Genomic DNA, 25,714 nt, shown 5'->3' on the forward strand with positions numbered 1-25,714 from the left:
GGTCTCAGCGGCGGGTGGGAGCGTTGGCTTCGAAGGCGGCCTTGACCTGCGGCCGCAGCAGCACGATCAGGGTGAACACGCCCAGCACCGTGCCGAACGGGGTGAACAGGCAGGACACGCCGGCCACCACCAGGCACAGCACATAGCGGCGGCGCTGCTGCAGGCAGCGCCCGGCCCAGGCGATGCACGCCGCCAGCGCCAGGCCGCAGGACACGATGCCGCCGCCCATGACGATGAACATCCAGCCCATGAAGCGCTGTTCCTGCAACGAGGTGGGCTGGCCGTTGGAGTTCATCGGCAGGGTGCCGTTGAGCATCAGCACCCCCATCACGATGTGGAACACGAAGATCAGCGCGAACACTGCCGCCAGCCCCGCCACCACGTAGTGGAAGATCGACAGCAGCCGCAGGTGGTTGCTGTCCTCGGCGGTGAGCACCGGCGCCGCGGGGGCGGGCGCCGGCGGCGGCAGGTCGTTGGCGGTAGGGGGCAATGCGTCCATGCGGGCTCCTTTGTGCCGGATCAGCCGATGCGGACGCGTTCTGCGCCGGCAGCGGGGGTGACCTGGCCGATGGTCCAATGCTGCAGGCCCTGTGCCTGCACGGCGGCGGACACGGCGGCGACCTGGTCGGGGGCAACGATCAGCACGAAGCCGATGCCGCAGTTGAAAGTGCGCCACATTTCGCTGTCCACCACGGCGCCTTCCGTCTGCAGCCACTGGAACACCGGCGGCAGGGTCCAGGACGAGGCCTGGATATCCAGGCCCAGGCCTTCGGGCACCACGCGGATGATGTTCTCGGTCAGGCCGCCACCGGTGATGTGGGCCATGCCGTGGATCGCCTGGCCGTGCGACTTCAGCAGCGACAGGATCGGCTTCACGTACAGGCGGGTCGGCGCCATCAGCGCATCGACCAGCTTCACCCCGTCTTCCAGCACCAGGTCGGCCGGCTGGCCGGCGCGGTCATAGATGCGGCGCACCAGCGAGTAACCGTTGGAGTGCGGGCCGGAGGAGGCGATGCCGATCAGCACGTCGCCGGCGGCCACGCTGGCGCCATCCTTCAGTTCGCTCTTTTCCACGGCAGCCACGGTGAAGCCGGCCAGATCGTATTCGCCCGGGGCATACATGTCGGGCATTTCAGCGGTTTCGCCGCCGATCAGGGCGCAGCCGGCCTCGGTGCAGCCGTTGGCAATGCCGCCCACCACCGCCGCAGCGGTGTCGATGTCCAGCTTGCCGGTGGCGAAATAGTCCAGGAAGAACAGCGGTTCGGCGCCCTGCACCAGCACGTCGTTCACGCACATGGCCACCAGATCGATGCCGATCGTATCGTGGCGGTTCAGCTGGTGGGCCAGCTTCAGCTTGGTGCCCACGCCGTCGGTGCCCGACACCAGTACCGGTTCGCGGTACTTGTTGGACAGGTCGAACAGGGCGCCGAAGCCGCCCAGGCCGCCCATCACTTCCGGGCGGAAGCTGCGCTTGACCAGGGGCTTGATCCGCTCGACCAGCTCGTTGCCGGCGTCGATGTCGACACCCGCATCACGGTAGGTGAGGGGGGAAGGGGCGGAAGACGGGGTGTTGGTCACGGGCGTCGGCGCTGGCAGGGGTTGAACGGGCGATTTTAACAGGCCGGATTGGCGCACAGGCCGTATTCGGGCAACAATTCCCCCCGGATACGTCGAGCCAATGGATGTCCTGATGCGCCGCAGCCTGTTTCTCCCCCTGCTTCTGGCCCTGAGCCTGCCGGTGGCCACGATGGCCCAGAGCGGCCTGCGAACCGAAGGCGATGTTGCTACCGCCAGCGGTGCCTATGAAGCCGAAGTCCCGGTCAACAGCCAGGCCGAGGGCGACCGCAATGGCGGCCTGGCCCGTGCCCTGGGCGTGGTGCTGGGCAAGCTGTCCGGCGACCGCAGCGCAATGAGCCGCCCGGGCGTGGCGCAGGCGCTGCGCAACGCCAAGGACTACGTGGCCAGCTACGACTACAAGCAGGACCAGAGCGTGGGTGCCAGCGGTGCCCCCAGCTACCGCACCCTGCTGGTCGCGCGCTTCCGCGAAGACGATGTGGATGCGCTGGTCTCGGCCCTGGGCCTGCCGCTGTGGCCGCAGCCGCGGCCCAAGCCGGTGGTCTGGATGGCCGTGGACGATGGCAGTGGCCCGCGCCTGGTCAGCGTGCAGCAGGCCAACGCCGCCCGCCCGCTGCTGAACCGCGCCATCGAGCGCGGCTACAAGCTGGGCCTGCCCAGCGGTGGCGCGGCCGAACAGGCGCTGGTGGGGGCCATCTGGCGCCAGGACAGTGCCGCGGTGGCCCGCGCGTCGTCGCGCTACGCCCCGCCCATGCAGCTGATCGGCAAGTTGTACCGCGCCAACGGCGGCTGGCAGGCCGACTGGGTGTTCGTGGACAACGGCCGTGAACTGAACAAGTGGACCAGCAAGGACGCCAACGCCATGCGCGCGATGGCCGCCGGTGCCGACGGCGCCGCCGATGCGCTGGTGAAGCGCTACGCCAAGGCGGGCGCGGCCACCGGACAGGCTGGCAGCTACCGCGTGGTGGTGACCGGCATCAACGGCAGCGATGATTACCTGCGCCTGGCCGCGGGCCTGCGCGAGGTGCCGGTGGTGCGCAATGTCACCCCGCTGCGCGCCACCGCCGACCATCTGGAACTGAACCTGGAAATGACCACCGGCCTGGCCGGCTTCAACCGCATGCTGGGCGACAACGGCGTGCTGGTGCCCTCTGCCACGCTGCCGGCACTGCCCACCCCGCTGGATGACAGCACCGGTGCGCCGGTGGCACCGCCGGTCAGCAACGAGTACCGCCTGCGATGATCCTGAGCCCGGAGGCGGAAATCGCGCAGTTCCTGCGGCGGCTGAAGTACGTGGCCGTGGCCCTGATGGTGGGCTGGGTGGTGTGGCTGCTGGCCCCCATCCTGACCCCGTTCGTGCTGGCCCTGGCGCTGGCCTGGCTGGGCGACCCGCTGGTGGATCGGCTGGAGGCCCGTGGCCTGTCGCGCAACACCGGCGTGGTGCTGGTGTTCGTGGCGATGGTCCTGCTGATCACCGGGCTGATGCTGGTGCTGGTGCCGATGATCGAGCGCCAGATCTCCACCCTGGTGGCGGCCGTGCCGCAGGCGCAGGCGTGGCTGATGCAGAAGGGCATTCCCTGGTTCGAGCAGAAGACCGGCCTGGAAGTGATGCAGTGGATGGACCCGGACCGTCTGATCGAATGGGTGCGCAGCCACTGGCAGCAGGCCGGCGGCTTCGCCACCACGTTCATGGGCTACGTCTCGCGCTCGGGCTTCACCGTGGTGACCTGGGTGGTGAACCTGGCACTGCTGCCGATCCTGGCGTTCTACTTCCTGCGTGACTGGGACAAGCTGGTCGAGCGCGTTGCCTCAGTCATTCCGCGCAACCATATCGGCACCATCAGCAATCTGGCGCGCGAATCCAACGACGTGCTGGGTGCGTTCATCCGCGGCCAGTTCCTGGTGATGGTGGCGCTGGGGGTGATCTACGCCGCCGGCCTGTCGCTGGTCGGGCTGAAGCTGGGCCTGCTGATCGGCCTGGTGGCCGGTCTGATCAGCTTCATTCCCTACCTGGGCGCGACCACCGGCATCGTGATGGCGGTGGTGGCCGCGCTGGTGCAGGCGCAGGGCATCGACCTGAAGCTGCTGCTGCTGGTGGGCGTGGTGTTCACCGTGGGCCAGCTGCTGGAAAGCTACGTGCTGACCCCGCGCATCGTGGGCGACAAGATCGGCCTGCACCCGGTGGCGGTGATCTTCGCGGTGATGGCCGGTGGGCAGCTGTTCGGCTTCCTGGGCATGCTGCTGGCGCTGCCGGTGGCGGCGGTGAGCAACGTGCTGCTGCGCTATGCACACCAGCGTTACCGCCAGAGCGAGCTGTACGCGGGCGAGAAGCCGTCCATCGTGCTTGATGGCGTGGTCGATGCGCCCCATATCATCGTCACCCCTTACGAGAACGGCCCGGACCCCAGGTGATTGGTGTGCCGCAACTTCCGCTGGCCCTGCATTACCCGCGGGACCAGCGTCTGGAAACCTTCATCGGCGCGCCGGATGGCGCGCTGGCGCAGCTGCGTGCGATCGCGCTGGGCGCCAGCCACGATTGGGTGTACCTGGAAGGCGCGGCCGGCACCGGCAAGACCCACCAGGCGCTGGCGATGTGTTCGACCGCCGAACAGGCGGGCCGGCTGCCAACCTACGTGCCGCTGGCCAGCGTGGCAGGGCGGGTGCGGGTAGCGCTGGAAGGGCTGGAACAGCGCGAGTTGATCGCCCTGGATGGCCTGGATGCAGTGGCCGGCGACCGCGAGGACGAGGTGGCGCTGTTCGATTTCCACAACCGTGCGCGCGCGGCCGGGGCGACGGTGCTGTACACCGCGCAGGCGGCGCCGGGCGAGCTGGGGTTGTTGCTGCCGGACCTGCGTTCGCGGCTGGGCCAGTGCGTGCGCGTGCTGCTGCAGCCGCTGGACGAAGAAGGCCGCGCGGCGGTGTTGCGCGAGCGTGCGCTGCGGCGCGGGCTGGCCATTGATGAGGCGGCCATCGAGTGGCTGCTGTCGCACACCGGGCGCGAGCTGGGTGGGTTGATTACCCTGCTGGATTGGCTGGACCGCGAATCGCTGGCGGCCAAGCGCAGGATCACGGTGCCGTTCCTGCGCCAGGTGCTGGAAGAAGGCCGCCCGCGTTACTGAGGGTGGGGGTTTTTTGTTGCAGGGCTGCTGCCCTGCACCCGCTGAAGATCAAGTGCAACAGCTGGCTTCCTGGGGGGGGCGGGGCGGTGTGGGCTTGCAGGACACGCCGTAAACCCGTCCATGGGGGCTCGTAGGCGCCATCCATGGCGCCTGCGGTCCTGCAAGCCCACACCGCCCCACCTCTGACAGCTCCCTGCGGCTGTTGGTAGGTGTCGACCTTGGTCGACACAGATGAGCGAGCGCAGCGAAGCGACCCGCTTCTGCTTTTCTTTTTCTTTTCCGTGGCTGGACGCCCACGGAAACTGTCAGAGGCCGGACGGGGTGGGTTCGCGGGGGTGTCCGCGGCATGGATGCCGCGGCCAAGCCCCCATGGAAGGGTTTACGGCGTCCCCCGCGAACCCACCCCGCCCGGCCAGGCGCGGCTTTGCAGTCGAGCAAGCTCGACTCTACCGATCAGGCGACCAGCCACGAGGGGCTCAGCCGTTGGCGGTCAACTCCGCGTCCAGCGCGTGCAGGCGATCGACCGTGCCGACGTCGGTCCAGCGCCCGCGATGGTGCTGTCCTGTCATCAATCCCTGGGCCATGAAATGCTTCTGCAGCGGGACCACCGAGAACTTCGGCGGCACCCGCTCGCTGCCCGCGGCATCGCCGATCACCGCGCGCCAGTCGGCCACGATCGATGGCCGGTACACGCCGATGCCGGCATAGGTCAGGCACGGCCCGGTACGGTCGTGGTGCAGCAGGCCCTGCGCATCCAGCCGGTAATCGCCCTGCGGGTGCTGCGTGGGGTTGTCCACCAGCACCAGGTGCGCCTGGCCCTGCGGCTCGCGCGGCAGCGTGGCGAAATCGAAATCAGTCCAGATATCGCCGTTCACCACCAGGAACGGTGCATCACCCAGCTGCGGCAGGGCGTTAAGGATGCCGCCACCGGTTTCCAGCGGCGTAGCGCCTTCGTGCACGAAATGCAGGCGCAGGCCCCATTGGCTGCCATCGCCCAGCGTGGCCGGGAACTGCTCGGCCAGCCAGGCGGTGTTGACCACCACCTCGCGTACGCCCAGCGCCGCCAGGCGTTCCAGGTGCCAGACGATCAGCGGTTTGCCGGCCACTGCAAGCAGCGGCTTGGGCGTATGCAGGGTGAGCGGACGCATGCGCTCGCCCAGGCCGGCGGCGAAGATCAGTGCCTTCATCGGGCGAACCGCAGTGGCGCGGCCTGGTCCAGCAGCGCCGGCTTGACCTGTTCGTCCATCAGCCGGCGCAGGCCGTCCAGCTGCGGGTAGCGCGGCAGCACTTCATCCAGGTAGGTAATGAAGCGCGGTGCATCGTCCAGGTAGTGGCCCTTGTTGTCGCGGTAGCGCAGGCGGCTGAAGATGCCCAGGCACTTCAGGTGGCGCTGCACGCCCATCCAGTCGGCGTCGCGCAGGAAGGTGGTGCGGTCGGGCACCGGCAGGCCGGCCGCCTGCGCGCGCTGGTGGTACAGCGCCAGCCAGCCGTCCACGCGCGGCAGCGGCCAGCTCAGGAAGGCGTCCTTGAACAGACTGACCGCGTCGTAGGCGATCGGGCCCCGCACCAGATCCTGGAAGTCGAGGATGGCCGGGCCGTCGTCCACCGGCATCAGGTTGCGCGGCATGTAGTCGCGATGGGTCATCAGCTGCGCCTGGCCCAGCGCGTTGTCCATCAGCCGGCGCTGCACCAGCTGCAGTGCTTCGGCTTCGCCACAGTCCAGGGTGATGCCCAGGTGGCGCTGCAGGAACCATTCTTCGAACAGGCCGGCATCGCGTTGCAGCAGGGCCTCACCGAAGTGGCCGAAATCCTCGGGTACGGCAATGGCCTGCAGGCGCAGCAGCTGGTCGATCGAGCGCTCGAACCAGGCATCGGCATTGCGTTCGTCCAGCACCTTGGCCAGGGTCGGCCCGCCCAGGTCTTCCAGCAGCAGGAAGCCGGCGTCCAGGTCCTGGGCCAGCAGCCCGGGCACGCGCAGGCCGTGGTCGTGCAGCAGCCCGCGCATGCGCAGCCAGGGCTGCGGATCTTCCAGGCCGGGCGGGGCATCCATCACGATGTGGCTGCCGCGCGTGCTGGTGGTGCGCCAGTAGCTGCGCAGGCCGGCATCGACCGAAGCGCGTTCGACCACCGCGTGGGCGTCGTCCAGCTGGGTGCGGGCCCACTGCAGGCGCTGCGCGCTGCGCTGGGGATCGGAAGCAGGTTCTGTCATGCAGGCGGTTCCGGGCGCGCCAGGCGCGCCACGCTCAGGAAAGAGAAAAGGGGGATCAGCGGCGTGGGCTGAACAGGCGCATCAGGGCCAGCACGGCCACCGCGCCGACCACGGCACCGAGGAAGCCGGCCGGCTCGCCGGGGCGGTACCAGCCCATGTACTGGCCGAACCATCCGGCCACCAGCGCACCGACGATGCCCAGCACGATGGTCAGCAGGCAGCCCATGCGGTTGTTGCCGGGCATGAAGAAGCGCCCGAGCAGGCCGACGAAGAGGCCGACCAGCAGGATGTACAACCAGCTGCTGCTGCCGAAAAGACCATTCATGCGCGTGGTTTCCGCTGGGGGTGGACGCAGCCTAGCAAGGCCAGGCTGCGTCCGTCACGGTGTGCCGCGATCAGCAGCAGCCGTGGTCGCCGTGGCGGGTGCCACTGTCGGCGGCCACCGGCGAACCGCTGGTCTCGCCGCGCAGGCTGGCAGCGTAGTGTTCGCTGATGACCTTGGACACGCAGGCGGTGACCTTCTTGCCCATCGGAATGTGCAGGAACTCGTTCGGGCCGTGGGCGTTGGAGTGCGGGCCGAGCACGCCGGTGATCATGAACTGGGCGCCCGGGAACTTCTCGCCCAGCATGCCCATGAACGGGATCGAGCCGCCTTCGCCCATGTACATGGCCGGCTTGCCGAAGAAGGCCTGGCTGGCATCGTCGATGGCCTGGGTCAGCCACGGCGCCATGGCCGGGGCGTTCCAGCCGGTGGAGGCCTTTTCCAGGTCCAGGGTGACCTGTGCGCCGTTCGGCGGGTCGCGCAGCAGCGCTTCCTTCAGCAGTTCGCCGCAGGTCTTGCCGTCGGCGGTGGGCGGCAGGCGCAGCGACAGCTTCACCGAGGTCTGCGGGCGCAGCACGTTGCCGGCCGATTCCAGCGGCGGCATGCCGCCGATGCCGGTGACCGACAGGGCCGGGCGCCAGGTGCGGTTGAGCACCAGCTCGGCCAGGTCGTCGTTCATCGGACGCAGGCCGTCGACCATCGGGAATTTCTCGAAGATCTCGGTATCGACCACTTCGGCGGCGCGCTTGGCCTGTTCCTGGCGCTCGGCCGGGATCTCCACGTTCATGCCGTCGATCAGGATGCGACCGGTGTCCTGGTCCTCGATGCGCGACAGGATCTGGCGCAGCAGGCGGAAGCTGGACGGGATCACGCCGGAGGCATCGCCGGAATGCACGCCTTCGTTGAGCACCTTCACAGTGAAGTTGCCGCCGGTCAGGCCGCGCAGCGAGGTGGTGCACCACAGCTGGTCGTAGTTGGCGCAGCCCGAATCCAGGCAGACCACCAGCGACGGCTTGCCGATGCGGTCGGCCAGATGGTCGACGTAGGCCGGCAGATCGTAGCTGCCCGATTCTTCGCAGGCTTCGATCAGCACCACGCAGCGCGCGTGCGGCAGGCCCTGGGCCTGCAGGGCCAGCACGGCAGCCAGCGAGCCGAAGATGGCGTAGCCGTCATCGGCGCCACCGCGGCCGTACAGCTTGTCGCCGCGCAGCACCGGGGTCCACGGGCCCAGGTCGTCGTCCCAGCCGGTCATTTCCGGCTGCTTGTCCAGGTGACCGTAGAGCAGGATGGTGTCGTCGCCGGTTTCCGCGCCGGTGGACGGAATTTCCAGGAAAATCAGCGGGGTACGGCCTTCCAGGCGGACCACTTCGACCTTCAGGCCGGGCAGCTGCTGGGCCTTTGCCCAGTTTTCCATCAGGGTGACCGCCTGCTCCATGTAGCCGTTCTGCACCCAATTGGCGTCGAACATCGGCGACTTGTTGGGAATGCGGATGTAGTCGACCAACTGCGGGACGATTTCGCTGTCCCACTTTTCATTGACGAATTGGCCGAGCTTGGCGCTGTCCATCTGAAACTCCGGTTGCATGGCTGATCCGCGCATTCTACGCCTGTGATGGGGGTAGGGTTTTTCCTACACGACGTCGGGTAGTTGGCTGGCTTTTAGAAATCTGTGAAACCGATAGGCTGTGCACATGTGGTGACGGACACTGTTTCGGCCGACGGGATTGCCGGTCGGGACGGCCAGAACCACAAGGAGATACACGTCGTGCCTTGGAGTGTCGTGTTAAGGGCGCTGGTGCTGGGAATGTGGATGCTGGGGGCGCAAGCCGCCGAGCCCATCGACATCAACCGGGCCGATGCCCAGGCGCTGCAGCAGGGACTGTCGATGGTCGGGGCCAGGAAGGCTGCGGCAATCGTCGAGCACCGGCGCACACACGGCCCGTTTCACCGCGTAGAGGATCTGGCGCAGGTGAAGGGGATAGGGACAGGAATCGTTGAACGGAATCGACAGCGGATCACCGTCGGCAACAGGCTGTTGCCCGCGGATCCGGTACCCGGATCGGTACCGGTGCGAACCGTACCCAGGCGATGACATCAGGATCGTCGGAACCGGCAGGAGGCTGGTTCACTGGTCGCGGACAGGAAGGCCGTGACCACCGACCGTCGCACGGAGGCGACACCAATCACCAGGATGGTGGCATCACAGACCTGTGGAAGGGGCTGAGATACAAACAGGACAGACGCGGCCGCGTGCAGGACGCACCATTCCCATACCGCAGGACGCGGGGAATGGCAGCAGGCCGACAGGGACGTGACGATTGCCCGGTACGACACATGGTGGTGTCGCCGGGCAATTTCTTTTTCTGCGCACGGCCACGACGTGGCGATGGTGTAGCGTGGGGGCTCCCCATGGAATGGAGCCACCGGATGTCCCTTCATCGTCTTGCGTTGCCGTTGGCGCTTGCCCTGGCCTGCGCCACCAGTGCGGTCAGCGCGGCCACGCCCGCAGCTGCAACGGCCACTGCTCCTGCCAGCGCCGAGGTGCGCGGGCCGACCGATCTGAAGCCCGGCGAATATCTGTGGCACCCGGAAATCTCGCCGTCCGGCCCGATCGTGCTGGTGGTCAGCCTGGATGAGCAGCGCGCCTATGTGTACCGCAACGGCATCGCGATCGGGCTGAGCACGATCAGCTCGGGCAAGACCGGGCACGAAACGCCCACCGGTGTGTTCACCATCCTGCAGAAGGACAAGGACCACCGCTCCAACCTCTACAACAGCGCGCCCATGCCCTACATGCAGCGGCTGACCTGGGACGGCATTGCCCTGCACGGCGGCAGCCTGCCCGGTCACCCGGCCTCGCACGGCTGCGTGCGCCTGCCGCAGGCCTTCGCGCAGAAACTGTTCAGTGCCACCCAGCGCGGCGACACGGTGGTGGTGGCCGATGCCAAGAGCGCGCCGATGACGTTGGCCTACCCGGCCGTGCTGGCGCCGGTGAATGCCAAGGGCCAGGCGCTGCCGGACGGCGAAGCAGGCAGCGCTGCCGCGGCGTGGTGGAACGATGCCGCCGCGCCTGCCGGCCAGGTCGGCATCCTGGTCAGCCTGCAGGACCAGCGCCTGTATGTGCTGCGCGATGGGGTGATGATCGGCGAATCGCCGCTGCGTGCTGACGCCTTGCCGGCGTTCCAGGGCACCACGCTGTTCGTGATGGGGCAGGGCTACAGCGATACGCCCAGCCCGCTGGATGCACAGCAGCGGTTGCACCAGTGGACGGCGTATCCGCTGCTGGGCCAGGACAGCGCGCAGGCCACGCCGGACCTGCTGGCCACGCCTTCGCTGCCGATGGCGCTGCCGGCCGATTTCGCCCACCAGCTGTACCAGGTGCTGGTGCCCGGTACGACCCTGCTGGTGACCTCGCTGCCGGCGGTACGCCCAAGCGCGGCTGAATCGGGCATGCAGCCGGTGTTGGAATCGGAGCCGGCCGCGCCCACGTCGAAGAAGTCCTGAGCAGATTGCCGTCACCCATGAACGTTTCACGCACGTGCTGGCGGGCCGCTGGCGGCCTGCTGGCGATCCTGGCCGGTGCGGCCTCTGCCGCCACACCGCCGGCGGCGGCCACCGCCAGCACCGAAGACCTGACCGCGCTGCTGGCACGCACCGCGCCCAATGCCGACCGCCAGGTCCTGAAGCTGGCGGCAACGGCACTGCGTTGTTCCCTGCAGCGACCCGAACTGGGCGTCAGCGGCCAACGACTGGCGGTGATTGATTACTCGCGGCCGTCCACCGAGCAGCGGCTGTGGGTGTTCGACCTGGCACGCCAGCGCCTGCTGTTCGAGGAGTGGGTGGCCCACGGGCGCAACAGCGGTGGCAATCGCACCGAACATTTCTCCAACCGCGATGGCAGCTTCATGTCCAGCATCGGGGCCTTCACTGCGAAGGAGACCTACATGGGCGGCAACGGCTATTCGCTGCGCCTGGATGGGCTGGAGCCGGGCTACAACGACCTGGCCCGTGATCGCGCGATCGTGATCCACGGTGCGCCCTACGTGAACCCGACCGTGGCGCGGCTGCAGGGGCGACTGGGCCGCAGCCTGGGCTGCCCGGCGGTGCGGCTGTCGGTATCGCGGCCGCTGATCGATTCGCTGCGCGGTGGCGCCCTGGTGTTTGCCTACTACCCCGATCCGGACTGGCTGAAACATTCCAAGCTGCTGGACGGTGGCTGTGGCGGCGCGAGCTGACGCACGCACCTACAATGCGGGCATGGACACCGATTCCCTGCTGCACACCCCGAGCCAGGTGATTTCCAGCCTGGACTACCGCCGCGAACGCTGGCGCAATGGTCTGGGCTGGACCCGCGAGATCCTGCGCCTGCCGGCACACGGCGATGATTGGGCGCTGCGCCTGTCGGTGGCCGAGATCGAGCAGGATGCCGCGTTTTCGGCGTTTCCCGGGGTGGAGCGCGAACTGGTGCTGCTGCACGGCAACGGCGTGCGATTGCGCTTCGAAGATGGCCATGTGGCCGAGGTGCTGCCGCCGCACGGGCGCGTGCGCTTTGCAGGCGAGCAGACGCTGCAGGGGGAACTGGTGGATGGCCCCACTCACGATTTCAACCTGATGTGGCAGCGCGATGTGCTGCAGGCCGAGCTGCTGCACCGGCCGCTGGTGGGATCGATGTTCTTCTTCTGCGAACCGGGCGTGGCCTGGGCACTGTACCTGCTGGCCGGGCATGCCGAGTTCGGCGCGGAGAGCGGGCTGCCGCCGTTGCAGGCCGGGGATACCGCGTGGTTGGCCGCCGGTGAGCGCCAGCGCCACGCGTTGCAGGGCGGTGGTGAGTTGTTGGCGATACGGGTGACGAGCGCCGGGTAAGGCCGGGCAATGCGTGGATGGGGTCAGAGCCCTTTCGTGCGGAAAGGGATCCGACCCCGCCGCAGTGGTAGATCCACGCCATGCGTGGATGGGGTCAGAGCCCTTTCCTGCGGAAAGGGATCCGACCCCGTCGCAGTGGTAGATCCACGCGATGCGTGGATGGGGGTCAGAGCCCTTTCCTGCGGAAAGGGATCCGACCCCTCAATACACGTCGCGGCGGTAGCGGCCGGCCAGCAGCAGTGCTTCCTTGCCCTCGGCACCCAGTACCTGCTCGATCACCGCATCCACCGCCGGGGCCATGCCCTGCAGGCTGCCGCAGACCAGGATGGTGGCGCCTTCATCGACCCACTGCCGCAGCGTTGCCACTTCGGCCAGCAGCCGGTCCTGTACGTAGCGGTGCGCGCCGCCATCACGGCTGAACACCGCATCCAGCCGCTGCAGCGTACCGTTGCCCTGCATCGCCTGCAGTTCGTCGCCGAAGTGGAAATCGTGCGCGGCCGAGCGTTCGCCGAACAGCAGCCAGGTGCGTTGCGCACCTGCGCGGGCGCGTTCGTGCAGGTGCGCGCGCAGGCCGGCGATGCCGGTGCCATTGCCGATCAGCAGCAGGGGCACGTCGGCGGCCACGCCATGGAAGTTGTCGTTGCGGCGCAGGCGCAGTTGCACCGGTTCGCCGATGGCGGCGTGGTCGCACAGCCAGCCACTGCCGATGCCCGCTGTACCGTCGGCACGCAGCTGGCGGCGCAGCAGCAGTTCCAGCGCACCGTCGGCCATCACCGATGCGATGGAATACTCACGATGCGGCAGTGGCTGCAGTGCCGCCAGCAGGCCGGGCAGGTCGCCGGGTGTCACCAGGTTCGGCAGATGCGAACGCGCAACGCGGTCGAGCAGGGTCTGTCCGTCGTCCAGCACCAAAGCCGGATCGAAGCCGTTCGACTGCAGCCAGTCGCGCGTGCTGTGCGCGGCGTGCTGCGGGCCGACTTCGGCGATGTCGCCGGCCTGCCACAGGGCATCGCTGCCCGCCGGCGGCTGCAGGCGCAGCCAGTACACCGGCCCGCCCAGGCTGCCCGGATTGAGGTGCGCGCGCTGCAGCAGCGTCCACGGCTGATATTCGGCCGGGCTCCAGTCGGGCAGTTCGCTGGCACCGCCGCCGATCTGCCCCAGCAACTGCTGCCAGTGGCGCAGTGCGGCCGGGTCGGCATTGTCGACCTCGACGACATCGAACATCGGATGCGCACCGTGCTGGCGCAACCACGTATCGAGCTGGTGGCCGAAGGCACAGAAGTGCCCATAGCTGCGGTCGCCCAGTGCCAGCACGCCGTAGTGCAGGTGGCCCAATGCAGGCGAGGCGCTCATCGCGCCGCGCAGGAAGGGCAGGGCATGGTCGGGCGCATCACCTTCTCCGGTGGTGCTGGCAATGAACAGCACACGGGTGCTGTCGGCCAGCAGGGTGCCATCCACTTCATGCAGGCCGCGCAGGCGCACTGGCAGCCCGGCCGCGCGCAGGGCCTCGGCGCTGCGTTCGGCCAGCTCGCGGGCAAAGCCGGTCTGGCTGGACCAGACCAGCAGCAAGGGTGCGGCACCATCGGCGCTGCGGTGGTCGCGGCGGCGGCCGCGCCACCACACCGCGGTGCAGGCCAGCGCGTACAGCACCAGGGCGATCAGCGCGGCATGCCAATGGCGCGGCGTCGGTGCGCCCTGCCACCAGGTTTCCCCCAGGTGCAGGCGCAGCAGGGCGATGGCGGCCACGGCCAGCAGCGCCAGCACCAGTAGATTTCCCAGCAGTGCGCGCGAGGGACGGCGGCTCATGCGGCCTGCTCGTCCAGCAGGCGCTGGAAGGCGCTGCTCAGATGTTCCTGTGGGCCGCCGGTACTGCGCAGCAGATAACGCACGGCCAGCCCCTCGCGCTCGGCCAGTGCCATGCCGGCGGTCTGGCCCAGCACGGTGAGCGCGGTGGCCCAGGCGTCGGCGTGCATAGCATCGTCGGCCACCACGGTCACGGCCGCGGCGACCTGGCGTACCGGCATGCCGGTGCGCGGGTCCAGGCTGTGGCTGTAGGCTTGGCCATCAGTGCTGTACTGGTGCCAGCGGTCGCCCGAGGTGGCTACCGCCTTGCCGTGCAGCGCCAGCACGCGCGGCGGAAGCTCGCTGGCGGCATCTTCTTCCGGCGCCGATTCCACCAGCACGCGCCACGGTTGGCCGTCGGGCTTGTGGCCATAGCCGGCCAGCTCGCCGCCCACTTCGATCAGCGCCGCATCGATCTGCTGGCTGCGCAGCCACGCTGCGACATGATCCACGCCGAAGCCTTTGGCAATCGCCGACAGGTCCAGTTCCAGCCTGCCCGGTTGCAGCAGCGCGTCGCCCTGCCACTGCAGGCGCTGCCAGCCACAGCGCGCGCGCGTGGCCTGCAGCACATCGGTGCTGGGCAAGGCGCGTGGACCGGCATGCGCGCCGAAGCCCCACAGCGCCACCAGCGGGCCCACCGTGGGATCGAAGGCGCCGTCGCTGGCGGTGGCGATGGCCTGCGCACAGGCCAGCACGTGGCGGGTTTCAGCCGGCAGCACGCAGTACTGGCCCGCCGGCGCGCGGTTGTAGCGGCTCAGGTCGGAACCGGGTTCCCACGTGCTCATCTGCGCGACCACGTCGTCCAGGCGGGCCTGGATGCCTGCATGCAGCGGGTGCAGGTCACGCTGGCGCGGCGCAACCAGCGAAACGCTCCAGGTGGTGCCCATGGTGGTGCCACCCAGGCGGGCGATGTCGAGCAGGATATCGGTCATGTCAGGCGGTGCAGGCGGCGGCACCCGAAGCTTCCCGGCACCGCCGCGATGTGGTTACTGCGGCAGGACTTCCAGCGTAGCGACGTAGCTCAGGCGGCGCTTGGCGGCCTGCTTCACCGAGGTCTTGTTGTCCTCGGTGCCGGTTTCCAGCCAGTACATGCCGGCTTCCGGCCAGGTCACCTTGATCTCGCCCTTGGCGTCGCTGGTCACCTTCAGTTCGTCCTGCGCATTGCGGTAGCGGGTGGCGCCGCGCACGATCTCGAAGTCCAGGCCGGCGGCCGGCTTGCCATCGACCAGCACGCGGAAGGTCGATTGCTCACCGGCGAACAGATCGTTGGGGTGGCCGACGGCCACCAGTTCGATGCCGCGGTTGGTCGGCTTCAGTGCGGTGTCGTTCGGCGCGCCGTTGGTGACGAAGGTTTCCACCCGGCCCACCGACTGGCTTACTTCCAGCTTCTTCGCATCCTTGGGCAGTTCGCCGAAGGTGGCGGCGGTGCCGCGCCAGCGCTTGCGCTCGCCGTTCAGTTCGTAGGTGGCGAACAGGCCATCGTTCACCGAGGCGATGCGGTAGGTGCCCTGCTGCTTCAGTTCGATGTCGAACACGCTGCGGTACTTGCCGGTGGCCGCGTTCTGCGGCTGCACGGTGCTGCCGTCCGGCGCGGTGATCACCAGCGATTCCAGGCGCAGCGGCACGTGGTTGAAATAGAACAGGTCGTTGGACACGGCGCCATCGACGGTGATCCACGGCGCGTTGCCGGCAATCACGGTCTGCGAGGGCAGCAGCCAGGCCTTGTGGGCCAGGGCGGAGAACGGAAGAGCAGCGGCCAGGGCGGCGGCTAGGACGAGCGTGCGCTTCATGCGGAAGACTCCAGGGACGTTGGGTGGGGGGGGGCAGAGCCCTTTCCGCTGGAAAGGGATCCGACCCCGGGGTCGGATCCCTTCCGCAGGAAGGGCTCTGACCCCGGAAAGGGGAATCAGGGCTTCACGGCCAGGGTGACCAGGCCCAGTTCGGTGGCGCCCTGCGCCTTGCCGTTCTGTGCGGCGGTGGCCGGCCACGTGAAGGGGATCTTCAGCAGTTCGCGGCCGCCCACTTCGCGCACCGCTTCCACCACCAGGGTGTAGTTGCCGGGGGCCAGCTGCTTCAGCGCCGGCTGCTTGTCGGTGAACGACAGCGCGTGCTTGCCGGCTGGGCGGGTGGGGCCGGTCACGCCGTCCACCGGCACCTGCAGGGTGCGGCCGCTCTTGCGCCACCACTGGCGCAGGTCGGGCAGCCACTTGGTGCCGTGGCCTTCGCTGTTGCTGGTCTGCTGGTACCAGACCGACAGGTTGGCGGCGACCTTCTGGTCGGCTCCTTCCAGCCACACCGCCACGTACGGGCGGTGGTATTCGGCCACGTTGAGCTTGGGCACTTCAACGTTGATGTCCAGCGTGGTGGCGTAGGCGGGGCTGGTGGCCAGCAGGCCGCTGAGGGCGATGGTGAGGGTGACGCGCATGGGGCGGCTCCGAAGGGAACGGATGGAAGTCAGTGGATCAGCAGCAGGGCGATCAGCAGCGGAATCATCAGGCCCAGGCCGACCAGCGGCCAAGTCATGCGCCGCTGCCGCGCATGCAGGTGCAGCAGGAACAGGCCGGTGATGCAGAACACCAGGCAGGCCACCGCGAACAGGTCCAGGAACCAGCCCCAGGCCGGGCCGGCATTGCGGCCCTTGTGCAGGTCGTTGAGGTAGGACACCACGCCGCGCGAGGTGGATTCGTATTCCACGGCGCCGGTTTCGCGGTCGATGCTCAACCAGGCATCGCCGCCGGGGCGCGGCAGCGACAGATAGATTTCTTCGGGCGACCATTCGGCCGGTCGGCCGCCGATGGCGATGCCCAGCTGCTGGTCCAGCCACTGCCGCGCCGGGCGCGGGATCGGCGCGTTGCCGTCTTCGCGCGTGCCCAGCTGGGCCAGCAGTGCCTGCGGCAGTTCCAGCTGCTGGTTCTGCACCTGCGGCTTGGCTTCGATCTTCGCCGCATGGTTCAGGGTCAGGCCGGTGGCCGCGAACAGCAGCATGCCGATCAGGCACACCGCCGAGCTGATCCAGTGCCACTGGTGCAGGGTACGCAGCCAGAAGCCACGGCTCTGTTGCTGCTGCACGGTGGACGAGGCAGGACGGCTCACGGTGTTTTTCGGGGCAGGTGAAGACCACCCATTACAGCATTAATGAGAATGGCTCGCAATTAGGTGTCGTTGTGTATCCCGCGCGGGTAGATCCACGCCATGCGTGGATGGAGCGGTGCCGACCAAGGTTGGCACCCACCAGAGCAGGGCGGTGGGTGCCGCCACTCAGAAGCGGAAGTTCAGGCTGACCCAGACGCTGCGGGCCTTGTCCTTGTTGTTGTAGTCGTCCTCGAACAGCACTTCGTTGGTGTCATCGGTGTAGATGCCGTCACCGTCCAGATCGGTGAAGAAGGTCTGGTAGGTGGTGAAGTCGCGGTCCAGCAGGTTGTTGATGCGCGCGTTCACCGTCAGCCACTCGGTGGCCTCGAACGAGGCGCCCAGGTGCAGCACGGTGTAATCCTTGTAGTAGCGTTCCTGGCCGGTCACCGTGCTGATGCCGCCATAGCGCTTGGAGCGTGCTTCGGCAGTCAGGAACACGTTGAAGCGGTCGCTGGCGCGCCAGTCGAAGGTGGCGTTGGCCATGTGCCGCGCGCTGTTGCCCAGCGGCCGCCCCTTTTCGGCGCCGCTCTTCTGCTCGCTGTCGGTGAAGGTGTAGTTGGCGCGCAGGCTGAACTGATCGCTGATGTTCCAGCGTCCGGCCACTTCGGCACCCTGGATCACCACCTCGTCGATGTTCACCGTGCGGGTGCTGCTGGCATAGCCCAGGTCGGCATATTCACCAGTGGAGCTGCACGACAGGGTCAGCGCCGCACCACAGGGCTGCGAGGCGATCTTGTCGTCGAAGCGGTTGTGGAAGGCGGTGGCGTTGAAGCTGTGCCCGGCTGGGTGCTGCCAGTAGACGGCCAGTTCGGTGCTGGTGCTGGTTTCCGGCTTCAGGTCGGGGTTGCCGAACATGGGCGAGGTGCCCTGGCCACCGAAACCGATCACACCGTCGTACAGCTGGGTGGTCTTGGGTGTCTTGAAGCCGGTGCTGATGCCACCCTTCACCGTCCAGGCTTCGTTGACGGTGTACACGCCGTACAGGCGCGGGCTGAGCTGGTCGCCGAACACTTCATGGTCGTCGTATCGCAGGCCGTAGGTGATCGCCAGCGGTGCCAGCACGGTCCAGGTGTCCTCGGCGAACAGCGAGTACATGTTGTGGTCCTGGCTCAGGCCCGGCGTGCCGCGTTCGGTACCGAACACGCCGTCGGTCAGTTCACCGCGGATCACCTGCGCGCCGACCACGGCCACGTGCTGGCCGGCGGCCTGAAACGGAATGTCCAGCTTCGCATCCAGGGTGTACTGCTCGCTTTCCAGGGTGCGCGCCGGGCGCGGCAGGAAAGTCGATTCGGCCAGCGCGCGGCGCTCGGCCAGCGGCAGCCCGGCATACGGACCGGTGGCGTCGATCATCTGCAGCAGCTGCACGCGCTCGGCCACGGTGAAGGGCATGGTGCGCCCATCGTTGTTGGTGGCCACGTGCGAAAGCGAAACCAGGCTGTTGCCAAAGCCCCAGCGGCCTTCATGGGTGATCGCCCAGGCATCGCGGGTGAATTCCTGGCTGGGGCTGTAGCCCACGCGCGGATCGGCGCGGCGCGACCAGGTGCCGCCGTTGTTGCGGCAGGCGTTGGCATTGGCGCCGCTGGCACCGCGGCAGAAGTTGCTGCTGCGCCAGATGCTGCTGATGCTGTCCACGGTGCCGACCGGGTATTCCTCTTCGCCGGCGTCGTTGATCTTGATCGCGTTGTCGTACTCCTGGCGTGAGGTGTCGTAGTCCAGGGTCAGGCGCTGGGCATCGCTGATGTTCCAGTCCAGGCTGATGCCGCCGGCCTTGTTGGTGTTGTCCACGGTCTTGCCGCCGCCACCGAAGCCCAGCGAGCGGTCATGGGCCACGCCGCTGGGGTCGAGCACCGGGCTGTACACCGGGTTGGAGGCATCGCGGTCGTACCAGCTGGCGCGCGCCGACAGGTTCAGCACGTTGGGCACCAGCGGGCCGGTCACGTAGACATCGGCGGTGCGGTCATCACCGAACTGGTCGTCGGTTTCGAAGGTACCGCCCAGCGTGGCCGAGCCGCTCCAGCGGTCCAGCGAGCGCTTGGTGATGATGTTGATGACGCCGCCCATGGCATCGGCGCCGTACAGGGTGGAGGCCGGGCCGCGGATCACTTCGATGCGCTCGATCGCATCCAGCGGCGGGATGTGGTTGAACTGGTTGCCGCCGAAGTTGTTCGGGTAGATGTCGCCGTGGTTGTTCTGGCGGCGGCCGTTGACCAGGATCAGCGTGTAATCCGAGCCCATGCCACGCATGGAAATGGTGCCCTGGCCGGTCTTGTCGCGGGTTTCGCCCACGTCCACGCCTTCCAGGTCGCGCACCGCGTCCAGCAGGGTCATGTAGGGGCGGGTGGTCAGCTCTTCCTGGGTGATGACGGAAATGCTGGCCGGGGCGTCGGTGATCTTCTGTTCGAAGCCCGAGGCGGTGACCACCACGGTATCCAGGGTCTGCGGTGCGCCGGCGGCGGCACCGTTGGCGTAGGCAGGGGCGGTGAAGGCCGCCAGCACGGCGCTGGTCAGCAGGTGGCGGGACAGGGACGAACGAACACGATGGCGCTGGGCCATGGCAGGAACCTCGAAGGATGCGAGCGCGCGCTGAGCCGCGCGGCAGGCGCGGTGACGGCAGGAATGCCCGGTCAGGGGCGGCAGGGAACGAACACGCAGCGGCGCGCCGGCTGTACCGCCGATGCGGTCAGCCAGGGCCGGGGATCAGGCCAGCGGCGGCGCCTGCCCGCGTTGCTGGCGACGCCCGGGCGCGTCGGCCCAGGGCGTGTCCGGAGCGGCCAGTGGCCAGTCCGTCTGCGCGACGGCATGCGCCGGCGGGGTGGGGATCAACTGCAGTTCGCTGTGCAGCCACTGGCGGGCCAGCAGCAGGGGCGGCGACGTGTCGGTTGTCTTCTGCGGGGTTGCAGCGCAACGGCGCAGCTTGGCCGGGGCCTCTTCGTGCGCCGCGCGCTCACCGCCACGCTCTTCCAGCGGCTGCTGCTGCGCCTGGGCCAGGCCCGCGTGGGCAACCGGCAACAGCGGCAGGGTGCCCAGCAGCAACGCCAGCATCGCGATCCACGCCAACAGGCTGGCCAGTGCAGGCCGGCGGCCGCGCATGGCGGTACCAAGCTGCACATGGCGAAGCGGGCGGGGGCGAAGCGGGCCAAGCAAGATGGGCAACCCTGGGAACGGCCGGAACCGCCGGCGTCAACGGGGCGTGATTGTAATGAGAGCGGTTAGCAGTTGCAAATGAGAATGATTGTCAGATGTGCGTGCGCGCCGGGCTGATCGCTCAGACCTCGCTCCAGCGCCGCAGCAGGTTGTGGTAGACGCCGGTCAGCTGCAGCACGGTACCGGGGTCGGCGCTGGTCTGCCGCAGGCGCTCGATGGAAGTATCCATTTCCCACAGCAGGCGGCGCTGGGCGTCGTCGCGGATCATGCTCTGCACCCAGAAGAACGAGGCCACGCGCGCGCCGCGGGTGACCGGAGTGACCTGGTGCAGGCTGCTGGACGGGTAGACGATCAGGTCACCGGCGGGCAGCTTCACTTCGTGTTCGCCGTAGGTATCGCTGATCACCAGTTCGCCACCGTCGTACTCCTCGGGGGCGGACAGGAACAGGGTGCAGGAAATGTCCGAGCGCAGCTGCTCGCCGTGGGCCAGGTTCATCACCGCGCCGTCCACGTGGAAGCCGTAGGTGCCGCCGCCGGTGTAACGGTTGAAGCGTGGCGGCAGGATCTTCAGCGGCAGGGCCGCGGCGAAGAACAGCGGGTGGCGCTGCAGCGCGGCCAGCACGATGCTGCCCAGTTCGGCTTTCAACGGCGATGCATCGGGCAACTGCTGGTTGTGCTTTACCCGCGCGCCCTGCACGCCCACCGTTTCGCGGCCATCGGCCCAGTCGGCCGCATCCAGGCGCTGCCGCAGCTGGGCGACATCGTCGGAAGACAGGACCTGCGGAATATGCAGCAGCATGGCGGTTCCTCGAAAGGCGCGGGGGAGACGGGCTCCCCCGCGCGCTGCATCAGAAGCGGATGTCCGCGCTGAGCAGGAAGGTGCGCGGTGCCCCCGGGGTGTAACGGTAGCCGCTCTTGTTGATGCTGGCCACGTACTGCTTGTCGAACAGGTTGTAGCCGTTCAAGCGCAGCGACACGTGCTCGTTCACGTCCCACGAGACCATGGCGTCGTACACCGCATAGGACTTGGTGAACGACGGGGTGCCCACCGCGCCATCGGTGCCGCGGTGCATGCCGGCAGCGTAGCGCACGCCACCGCCCACGGTGATGCCGTACGGCAGCACGTAGCTGGTCCAGCCGGTGAACGTATCGTCCGGGGTGTAGGTCAGGTTGGTGGTGCCGTCGGCGGCCACCTTCGCGCCTTCCTTCACTTCGGTATCCAGATGGCTGAAGCCGGCGCTGACCGACCAGTTCTGGGTCACCCGGCCGACCGCCGACAGTTCCACGCCCTTCACCCGCTTGCTGCCGGTCTGGGTGGGGTTGCCGGCATCGTCCAGCACGGTGGTGTTGATCTCGTTGTCCACGTCGGTCTGGAACAGCGCCAGGTTCACCGCCAGTGCGTCATCCATGAAGCCCCACTTGCTGCCCACTTCGAAGGTCTTGGCCTTCTGCGGGTCCAGCTTGGGGTTGTCGGCGCTGCTGGCCGAGCTGCTCAGCTGGAAGTTGGCGCCGCCCGGCGGCTGCTGGGAAATGGCGTAGTTTGCGTACAGGCTGACCGTGTCGCCCACCTTGTATAGCGCGCCCAGCTTCCAGTTCAGCAGGGTGTCGCTGGCTTCCAGGGTGGGGTTGCGCAGCACGGTGCCGGTGGGGTTGCTGCCGCACACCGGGCCGCCACGACCGCCACACACCGACGCGCTGGCGTACTCGGTCCTGTAGTGGTCGGCGCGCACGCCGGCGGTCAGCAGGAAGCTTTCACCGAAGGAGAGGGTGTCGAACAGGTAGACCGAGGAGGTGGTGGTCTTGCCGTGCGCGTCGGCACCGTTGTGCGCCCAGTTCAGACCGCTGACGTTCCAGTCCGGGTCGTACAGGTTGGCGGCCGGCCAGCTGGTGCCGGCGGTGGCGGCCTGGCCGTAGCTGTCCAGTTCTTCGCGGGTGAATTCCAGGCCGGCGCTGAGTGCGTGGCCGACCGCGCCGGTGGCGAAGTCCGCGCGCAGGTTCAGCTGATCGGTGAGGATCGTATTGCGCTGATCCTTGAAGGTCGGCAGGCTGCGCGCGATGGCGTAGCTGGAGAGGTCGGCCGGGTTGGTGTAGGTGATGTTGCCGGTCGGGCGGCCGCCCGCGCCGCGCACGCCGGTGCCCATGAAGGCGGTGAGCAGGTAGTCCTGTTCGGTGCGGCCCCAGCGCGCGGCATTGGTCAGGCGCACGCTGTCGTTGAAGTGGTGCTCGAAACGGAAGGTGGCCATCTGCGCGGTCACGTCATCGTGGTCGGCGCGGGTGCCGTAGAAGTTTTCCGGATCGACCGGGTGCCCGGCCAGTGCTTCCAGGGTCGGCTGCGTGGTCCAGCCCGGCAGGCCCAGGGTGGGCACGCCACCATCGGGCACGTTGTCCTGCTTCACGTACAGCAGGTTGAGGTAGTAACGGGTCGCGGTGCCCAGGCCGAAGGCCAGCGAGGGTGCGATGCCCCAGCGCTTGTTCTGCACGTGGTCGCGGCCGGGCTGGTCGCTGTCCTGCCACATGCCGTTGATGCGCAGCGCGCTGGTGGCGCCCAGCGACTGGTTCCAGTCGGCGGTGGTGCGGCGCTGCTGGTCGCTGCCCAGCGAAATGCTGGCCGAGGTGGCGTCCTGCAGGTTGGCCTGCTTGCTGACCAGGTTGATCGCACCGGTCGGTGCCGAACGACCATTGTCGGTGCCGGCCGGGCCCTTGGTCACTTCCACCTGTTCGATGTTGAACACATCGCGGGAGATCGAGCCCAGGTCGCGCACGCCGTCCACGTACAGGCTGTTGGAGGTGTCGAAGCCGCGCATGAACAGCGCATCGCCGGTGGTGGTGTTGCCGTTCTCACCAGCGTAGAAGGTGCCCACGCCGGGGCTGTTGCGCAGCGCCTCGGTCAGCGTGGTGGCGCCCTGCTGGTTGAACAGGTCGCTGGTGATGACTTGGATGGTCTGCGGGGTGTCCTGCAGGCGCTGGGTGAACTTCGGCGAGGCCACCTTGTCGACCTTGTAGCCGCGCGTGGCGTGCACGTCGATCTTGTCCAAGGTGCGTACGTTGTCGGCCGCTTCGGCGTGGGCCAGCGCGGGCAGGGTGGCCAGGCCGAGGCCGGCGGCCAGGGTGGCCAGCGGCAGGGAACGAAGCGGGGTGGCGTGCTTGCGGCTCTTGATGGGGCTCGTGGGCATGGGAATGAAAGACAGGAATGGGCCGTCGGCGCGTGCGCGACAGGGGCGGGAACGAGGGCGGGAACAGGAACGCGCGCACCGCGGAGGCGGGCGGGAAACGAGGAGGCGGCGAAGCGCGCGCGAGCGTGCCGCGATCAGGCCAGGGTGGCCGGAGGCGCGTGCGAGGGCGGCTGGCGCCGGTTGCGGGTGGCGACCGCCGTGGTGACTGCCGGGACGACCGTGGTGTGCGGCGGCGCGACCGGCGGCGTGCGCTGGCAGAGCTGCGCAGGCGGCAGGGGTTCGTCTTCGGGCCCACCTTCGGTCGGCGCTTCGCTGCGCGGCAGGGGCTCGTCCGGGGGCAGGCCGCCATCGGGCGCGTGCGGTGCGCTGTCCAGCAGAGTGGCTGGCGAGGCCGCCATCATCGACGGTGCCGCCGCGCCCCGGCCCTCATGCAGGGCCGACCAGCCCAGCAGCAGGGTCAGCAGCGCTGCGGCAAGCAGCGGCCCCCCCTGGCGGGCAAGCTGGCACAGCGTGGCGGTGGCCGCAGGCAAAGCCATGGCGCGATGGCGTTACAAACCGTTACGAACGAGGCGCGCAGAATAACACCAACGATAATGATTCGCATCTGCGGAGTTGGCGGGCGTTTCTGAACGGGCCTGGCGCGGCCTGGCGGGCCTCTGGCGGCCGGTGCGGGCTCAGTCCGCTACCCGGGTGGGCGTTCGCGCGCCGGGGCGCGCAACGCCTTGCTGGGTCAATCGCGGTCGTCGCGGGTCCAGATCGCGTCGTGCTCGCGTTTCACCGGAAACTTCGGCACGGCGGTGTAGGCCGGGGCACACAGGGCGCGACCATCGCGCACGTCGAACCGCGCGCCATGCAGCACGCATTCGATGCTGCCTTCGCTGGTGTTGAACTCACCCGAGGACAGTTCGAATTCCTCGTGGGTGCACTGGTCTTCCAGCGCGTACAGTTCGCCGTCCAGGTTGAACACGACGATGGGCGTGCCGGTCACCTCGTCGAACACGCTCTTCATTTCACCCGGCAGCAGTTCCGCGCCGGCGCAGACGAAGGTCCAGGCCTGGCTCATGCCGATGCCCCGGCCAGCGGCTTTTCCAGGATTTCAAAGCGCAGGTCGTCGCGCTTGGGAATGCCGAAGCGTTCGTCGCCATAGGGGAAGGGCTTCTTGATGCCGGTGCGCTGGTAGCCGCGGCGCTCGTAGAAGGCGATCAGTTCGTCGCGCACGTCGATCACCGTCATCTGCATGACCGGCAGCTGCCACTCGCGCGCGGCATGGGCTTCGGCCGCTTCCATCAGCTGCTTGCCGACGCCACCCCCCTGCTGGGCCGGGTCGACCGAGAACATGCCGAAGTAGCCCTTGCCGTCGACATCGGCGACGTGGGCGCAGGCCACCAGGCGGCCCTCGCGTTCGGCCAGCAGGATGGTCGAGCGCGGGCGGTCCAGGTCGGCCTGGATGCCCTTGGCGTCGATGCGGGCACCGTCCAGCAGGTCGGCCTCGGTGGTCCAGCCCACGCGGCTGGCATCGCCACGGTAGGCGGAGGTGACCAGGGTGATCAGGGCGGGGATGTCGGCCGGCGTCGCGGCGCGGAAAGTCAGGGTGCTCATGCCGCCATTCTAGGTGGGGTGGGGGCGCCCGCAAATGGTCCGGGGTCCCCCGGGGTCAGATCCCTTTCGCAGCGCGAAAGGGCTCTGACCCCACCAGTGGCTCCGTCAACCGCCGCTGCGACTGCAGCGCCCGCCGCATCACCGCCAGGTCACCCGCCGGGACGCCCTGATCGATGAACTCGGCATAGCGGCAGCGCCGCGATTCCACATCAGCGGCAATGAGCTCAAACGCAGAATGCGGCACGAGCAACGCATTCGCCCGGCCTTGCGCATTGGCACGATAGCTCGACCAGCGATAGTCCCCTGGATGCGCAACCATCCCCGCCCGCACCGGGTTGAGCTCGATGTAGCGCTGGCAGGCGAGCAGATACCGATCCGCATCAATCACAGTGGAATGGAAACGCCCTTCCCAGAGGCTGCCAGTGCGGCGTTCACGCTCATTTACATGGCGCACGTAGGTGCGGTTCACTGCCTGCATCATCCGTGACATCCCGCCGGGGGCGTCGGGCGTCACCAGCAGGTGGACGTGGTTGCCCATCAGCACATAGGCGTGAATGCTGCAGCGGTGTTCGTTCGCGCAATCGCGAAGCAGGCCCAGATATAGCGCGGGGTCACGGTTGCTGAAGAAAACGGCTTGGCGATTGTTGCCACGCTGGACGACGTGTTGCGGGTAGCCGGGGGCATCAATACGACGTGGCCGTGGCATGGGGGTCTCCGGAAGCCAAGGGGTCAGAGC

At 68.1% G+C, this 25,714-nt stretch carries 26 protein-coding genes; 7 read left to right on the forward strand and 19 right to left on the reverse strand.

Annotated features, from left to right (window positions below; genetic code table 11):
* Nucleotides 1-4: 4 nt before the first annotated feature.
* Both C1932_RS05130 and purM read right to left on the reverse strand, forming a co-directional pair.
* Nucleotides 5-499 (reverse strand): hypothetical protein, encoded by a 495-nt coding sequence (locus tag C1932_RS05130; RefSeq protein WP_108761416.1) that lies wholly within the window; start codon nt 497-499, stop codon nt 5-7.
* A 20-nt stretch (nt 500-519) separates the two neighbouring features.
* Nucleotides 520-1,578, reverse strand: coding sequence for a phosphoribosylformylglycinamidine cyclo-ligase (gene purM / locus C1932_RS05135; RefSeq protein ID WP_108761417.1), 1,059 nt, complete (start codon nt 1,576-1,578; stop codon nt 520-522).
* A 112-nt stretch (nt 1,579-1,690) separates the two neighbouring features.
* Between purM and C1932_RS05140 the strand changes: the two genes are divergently transcribed.
* From C1932_RS05140 to hda, 3 genes are read left to right on the forward strand one after another with little or no spacing between them, the layout of a single operon-like run.
* Nucleotides 1,691-2,818: a DUF2066 domain-containing protein gene (locus C1932_RS05140; RefSeq protein WP_234412305.1), complete on the forward strand. Its 1,128-nt coding sequence runs from the start codon at nt 1,691-1,693 to the stop codon at nt 2,816-2,818.
* Nucleotides 2,815-3,987 (forward strand): AI-2E family transporter, encoded by a 1,173-nt coding sequence (locus C1932_RS05145; protein WP_108761418.1) that lies wholly within the window; start codon nt 2,815-2,817, stop codon nt 3,985-3,987. The genes C1932_RS05140 and C1932_RS05145 overlap by 4 nt, the downstream gene beginning before the upstream one ends.
* Nucleotides 3,987-4,694, forward strand: coding sequence for a DnaA regulatory inactivator Hda (gene hda / locus C1932_RS05150; RefSeq protein ID WP_108751488.1), 708 nt, complete (start codon nt 3,987-3,989; stop codon nt 4,692-4,694). The genes C1932_RS05145 and hda overlap by 1 nt, the downstream gene beginning before the upstream one ends.
* Nucleotides 4,695-5,170: 476 nt before the next feature.
* Here hda and murU read toward each other — a convergent pair whose 3' ends face one another.
* From murU to C1932_RS05170, 4 genes are all read right to left on the reverse strand, one after another.
* Nucleotides 5,171-5,881 carry an N-acetylmuramate alpha-1-phosphate uridylyltransferase MurU gene (murU, locus tag C1932_RS05155; RefSeq protein WP_108761419.1) on the reverse strand — a complete coding sequence of 237 codons (711 nt, stop codon included), beginning with the start codon at nt 5,879-5,881 and terminating at the stop codon, nt 5,171-5,173.
* Nucleotides 5,878-6,903, reverse strand: a complete 1,026-nt coding sequence (locus C1932_RS05160) for a phosphotransferase (protein ID WP_108761420.1) — start codon at nt 6,901-6,903, stop codon at nt 5,878-5,880. Before C1932_RS05160 ends, murU begins: the two co-directional genes overlap by 4 nt.
* Nucleotides 6,904-6,958: 55 nt before the next feature.
* Nucleotides 6,959-7,228: a GlsB/YeaQ/YmgE family stress response membrane protein gene (locus tag C1932_RS05165; protein WP_108761421.1), complete on the reverse strand. Its 270-nt coding sequence runs from the start codon at nt 7,226-7,228 to the stop codon at nt 6,959-6,961.
* Nucleotides 7,229-7,298: 70 nt separating this feature from the next.
* Entirely contained in the window at nt 7,299-8,792 is a 1,494-nt protein-coding gene (locus tag C1932_RS05170) for a M20 family metallopeptidase (protein ID WP_108761422.1), read from the reverse strand.
* Between the two features lie 129 nt (nt 8,793-8,921).
* Here C1932_RS05170 and C1932_RS05175 point away from each other — a divergent pair, with 129 nt between their 5' ends.
* The 4 genes from C1932_RS05175 (at nt 8,922) to C1932_RS05190 (ending at nt 12,088) form a co-directional block, all read left to right on the forward strand.
* Nucleotides 8,922-9,317: a helix-hairpin-helix domain-containing protein gene (locus tag C1932_RS05175; RefSeq protein WP_234412307.1), complete on the forward strand. Its 396-nt coding sequence runs from the start codon at nt 8,922-8,924 to the stop codon at nt 9,315-9,317.
* A 335-nt stretch (nt 9,318-9,652) separates the two neighbouring features.
* The gene (locus tag C1932_RS05180; protein WP_108761423.1) at nt 9,653-10,729 is read left to right on the forward strand and encodes a L,D-transpeptidase; all 1,077 of its coding nucleotides are present in this window, start codon (nt 9,653-9,655) and stop codon (nt 10,727-10,729) included.
* 17 nt (nt 10,730-10,746) lie between these two features.
* Nucleotides 10,747-11,460: a murein L,D-transpeptidase catalytic domain family protein gene (locus tag C1932_RS05185; protein WP_108761424.1), complete on the forward strand. Its 714-nt coding sequence runs from the start codon at nt 10,747-10,749 to the stop codon at nt 11,458-11,460.
* Between the two features lie 22 nt (nt 11,461-11,482).
* Nucleotides 11,483-12,088: a HutD family protein gene (locus C1932_RS05190; RefSeq protein ID WP_108763357.1), complete on the forward strand. Its 606-nt coding sequence runs from the start codon at nt 11,483-11,485 to the stop codon at nt 12,086-12,088.
* 201 nt (nt 12,089-12,289) lie between these two features.
* Here the strand turns inward: C1932_RS05190 and C1932_RS05195 are convergent, their stop codons facing one another.
* The 13 genes from C1932_RS05195 to C1932_RS05255 all read right to left on the reverse strand — a co-directional run bounded on the left by C1932_RS05195 (nt 12,290) and on the right by C1932_RS05255 (nt 25,684).
* The gene (locus C1932_RS05195; protein ID WP_108761425.1) at nt 12,290-13,894 is read right to left on the reverse strand and encodes a sulfite reductase subunit alpha; all 1,605 of its coding nucleotides are present in this window, start codon (nt 13,892-13,894) and stop codon (nt 12,290-12,292) included.
* On the reverse strand, nt 13,891-14,862 hold the full coding sequence (locus C1932_RS05200) for an FAD:protein FMN transferase (RefSeq protein ID WP_108761426.1): 972 nt from the start codon (nt 14,860-14,862) through the stop codon (nt 13,891-13,893). The genes C1932_RS05195 and C1932_RS05200 overlap by 4 nt, the downstream gene beginning before the upstream one ends.
* Nucleotides 14,863-14,916: 54 nt before the next feature.
* On the reverse strand, nt 14,917-15,720 hold the full coding sequence (locus C1932_RS05205; RefSeq protein ID WP_108761427.1) for a DUF4198 domain-containing protein: 804 nt from the start codon (nt 15,718-15,720) through the stop codon (nt 14,917-14,919).
* Between the two features lie 116 nt (nt 15,721-15,836).
* Complete coding sequence (locus tag C1932_RS05210; RefSeq protein ID WP_108752396.1) at nt 15,837-16,355, reverse strand: DUF2271 domain-containing protein; 519 nt, start codon at nt 16,353-16,355, stop codon at nt 15,837-15,839.
* 29 nt (nt 16,356-16,384) lie between these two features.
* The gene (locus C1932_RS05215) at nt 16,385-17,023 is read right to left on the reverse strand and encodes a PepSY-associated TM helix domain-containing protein (RefSeq protein WP_108748831.1); all 639 of its coding nucleotides are present in this window, start codon (nt 17,021-17,023) and stop codon (nt 16,385-16,387) included.
* A gap of 165 nt (nt 17,024-17,188) precedes the next feature.
* A complete protein-coding gene (locus C1932_RS05220; RefSeq protein WP_108761428.1) occupies nt 17,189-19,615 on the reverse strand; it encodes a TonB-dependent receptor in 2,427 nt (808 codons plus the stop codon).
* A gap of 144 nt (nt 19,616-19,759) precedes the next feature.
* Complete coding sequence (locus C1932_RS05225; RefSeq protein ID WP_108761429.1) at nt 19,760-20,152, reverse strand: hypothetical protein; 393 nt, start codon at nt 20,150-20,152, stop codon at nt 19,760-19,762.
* Nucleotides 20,153-20,327: 175 nt separating this feature from the next.
* On the reverse strand, nt 20,328-21,005 hold the full coding sequence (locus C1932_RS05230; protein ID WP_108761430.1) for a Fe2+-dependent dioxygenase: 678 nt from the start codon (nt 21,003-21,005) through the stop codon (nt 20,328-20,330).
* Between the two features lie 49 nt (nt 21,006-21,054).
* Nucleotides 21,055-23,379, reverse strand: a complete 2,325-nt coding sequence (locus tag C1932_RS05235) for a catecholate siderophore receptor Fiu (RefSeq protein ID WP_108761431.1) — start codon at nt 23,377-23,379, stop codon at nt 21,055-21,057.
* A 134-nt stretch (nt 23,380-23,513) separates the two neighbouring features.
* Complete coding sequence (locus tag C1932_RS05240) at nt 23,514-23,915, reverse strand: hypothetical protein (protein ID WP_108761432.1); 402 nt, start codon at nt 23,913-23,915, stop codon at nt 23,514-23,516.
* 194 nt (nt 23,916-24,109) lie between these two features.
* Nucleotides 24,110-24,442, reverse strand: a complete 333-nt coding sequence (locus tag C1932_RS05245) for a non-heme iron oxygenase ferredoxin subunit (protein ID WP_108761433.1) — start codon at nt 24,440-24,442, stop codon at nt 24,110-24,112.
* A complete protein-coding gene (locus tag C1932_RS05250; protein ID WP_108761434.1) occupies nt 24,439-24,978 on the reverse strand; it encodes a GNAT family N-acetyltransferase in 540 nt (179 codons plus the stop codon). Before C1932_RS05250 ends, C1932_RS05245 begins: the two co-directional genes overlap by 4 nt.
* A 55-nt stretch (nt 24,979-25,033) precedes the next feature.
* Nucleotides 25,034-25,684 carry a transposase gene (locus C1932_RS05255; protein ID WP_108761435.1) on the reverse strand — a complete coding sequence of 217 codons (651 nt, stop codon included), beginning with the start codon at nt 25,682-25,684 and terminating at the stop codon, nt 25,034-25,036.
* Nucleotides 25,685-25,714 lie beyond the last annotated feature (30 nt).

It is taken from the genome of Stenotrophomonas sp. YAU14D1_LEIMI4_1 (genome assembly GCF_003086815.1).
GTDB lineage: Bacteria > Pseudomonadota > Gammaproteobacteria > Xanthomonadales > Xanthomonadaceae > Stenotrophomonas.

Bases quoted from the DNA above. Each gene is read 5' to 3' on its own strand.
- C1932_RS05200 (WP_108761426.1), bottom strand. From the start codon at position 14,862: ATGACCGATATCCTGCTCGACATCGCCCGCCTGGGTGGCACCACCATG.
- C1932_RS05130 (WP_108761416.1), bottom strand. From the start codon at position 499: ATGGACGCATTGCCCCCTACCGCCAACGACCTGCCGCCGCCGGCGCCC.
- murU (WP_108761419.1), bottom strand. From the start codon at position 5,881: ATGAAGGCACTGATCTTCGCCGCCGGCCTGGGCGAGCGCATGCGTCCG.
- C1932_RS05250 (WP_108761434.1), bottom strand. From the start codon at position 24,978: ATGAGCACCCTGACTTTCCGCGCCGCGACGCCGGCCGACATCCCCGCC.
- C1932_RS05245 (WP_108761433.1), bottom strand. From the start codon at position 24,442: ATGAGCCAGGCCTGGACCTTCGTCTGCGCCGGCGCGGAACTGCTGCCG.
- C1932_RS05190 (WP_108763357.1), top strand. From the start codon at position 11,483: ATGGACACCGATTCCCTGCTGCACACCCCGAGCCAGGTGATTTCCAGC.
- C1932_RS05185 (WP_108761424.1), top strand. From the start codon at position 10,747: ATGAACGTTTCACGCACGTGCTGGCGGGCCGCTGGCGGCCTGCTGGCG.
- C1932_RS05140 (WP_234412305.1), top strand. From the start codon at position 1,691: ATGCGCCGCAGCCTGTTTCTCCCCCTGCTTCTGGCCCTGAGCCTGCCG.
- C1932_RS05205 (WP_108761427.1), bottom strand. From the start codon at position 15,720: ATGAAGCGCACGCTCGTCCTAGCCGCCGCCCTGGCCGCTGCTCTTCCG.
- C1932_RS05220 (WP_108761428.1), bottom strand. From the start codon at position 19,615: ATGGCCCAGCGCCATCGTGTTCGTTCGTCCCTGTCCCGCCACCTGCTG.
- C1932_RS05160 (WP_108761420.1), bottom strand. From the start codon at position 6,903: ATGACAGAACCTGCTTCCGATCCCCAGCGCAGCGCGCAGCGCCTGCAG.
- C1932_RS05165 (WP_108761421.1), bottom strand. From the start codon at position 7,228: ATGAATGGTCTTTTCGGCAGCAGCAGCTGGTTGTACATCCTGCTGGTC.
- C1932_RS05255 (WP_108761435.1), bottom strand. From the start codon at position 25,684: ATGCCACGGCCACGTCGTATTGATGCCCCCGGCTACCCGCAACACGTC.
- C1932_RS05225 (WP_108761429.1), bottom strand. From the start codon at position 20,152: ATGCGCGGCCGCCGGCCTGCACTGGCCAGCCTGTTGGCGTGGATCGCG.
- C1932_RS05235 (WP_108761431.1), bottom strand. From the start codon at position 23,379: ATGCCCACGAGCCCCATCAAGAGCCGCAAGCACGCCACCCCGCTTCGT.
- C1932_RS05195 (WP_108761425.1), bottom strand. From the start codon at position 13,894: ATGAGCCGCCGTCCCTCGCGCGCACTGCTGGGAAATCTACTGGTGCTG.
- C1932_RS05170 (WP_108761422.1), bottom strand. From the start codon at position 8,792: ATGGACAGCGCCAAGCTCGGCCAATTCGTCAATGAAAAGTGGGACAGC.
- C1932_RS05230 (WP_108761430.1), bottom strand. From the start codon at position 21,005: ATGCTGCTGCATATTCCGCAGGTCCTGTCTTCCGACGATGTCGCCCAG.
- C1932_RS05240 (WP_108761432.1), bottom strand. From the start codon at position 23,915: ATGGCTTTGCCTGCGGCCACCGCCACGCTGTGCCAGCTTGCCCGCCAG.
- C1932_RS05210 (WP_108752396.1), bottom strand. From the start codon at position 16,355: ATGCGCGTCACCCTCACCATCGCCCTCAGCGGCCTGCTGGCCACCAGC.
- C1932_RS05180 (WP_108761423.1), top strand. From the start codon at position 9,653: ATGTCCCTTCATCGTCTTGCGTTGCCGTTGGCGCTTGCCCTGGCCTGC.
- C1932_RS05145 (WP_108761418.1), top strand. From the start codon at position 2,815: ATGATCCTGAGCCCGGAGGCGGAAATCGCGCAGTTCCTGCGGCGGCTG.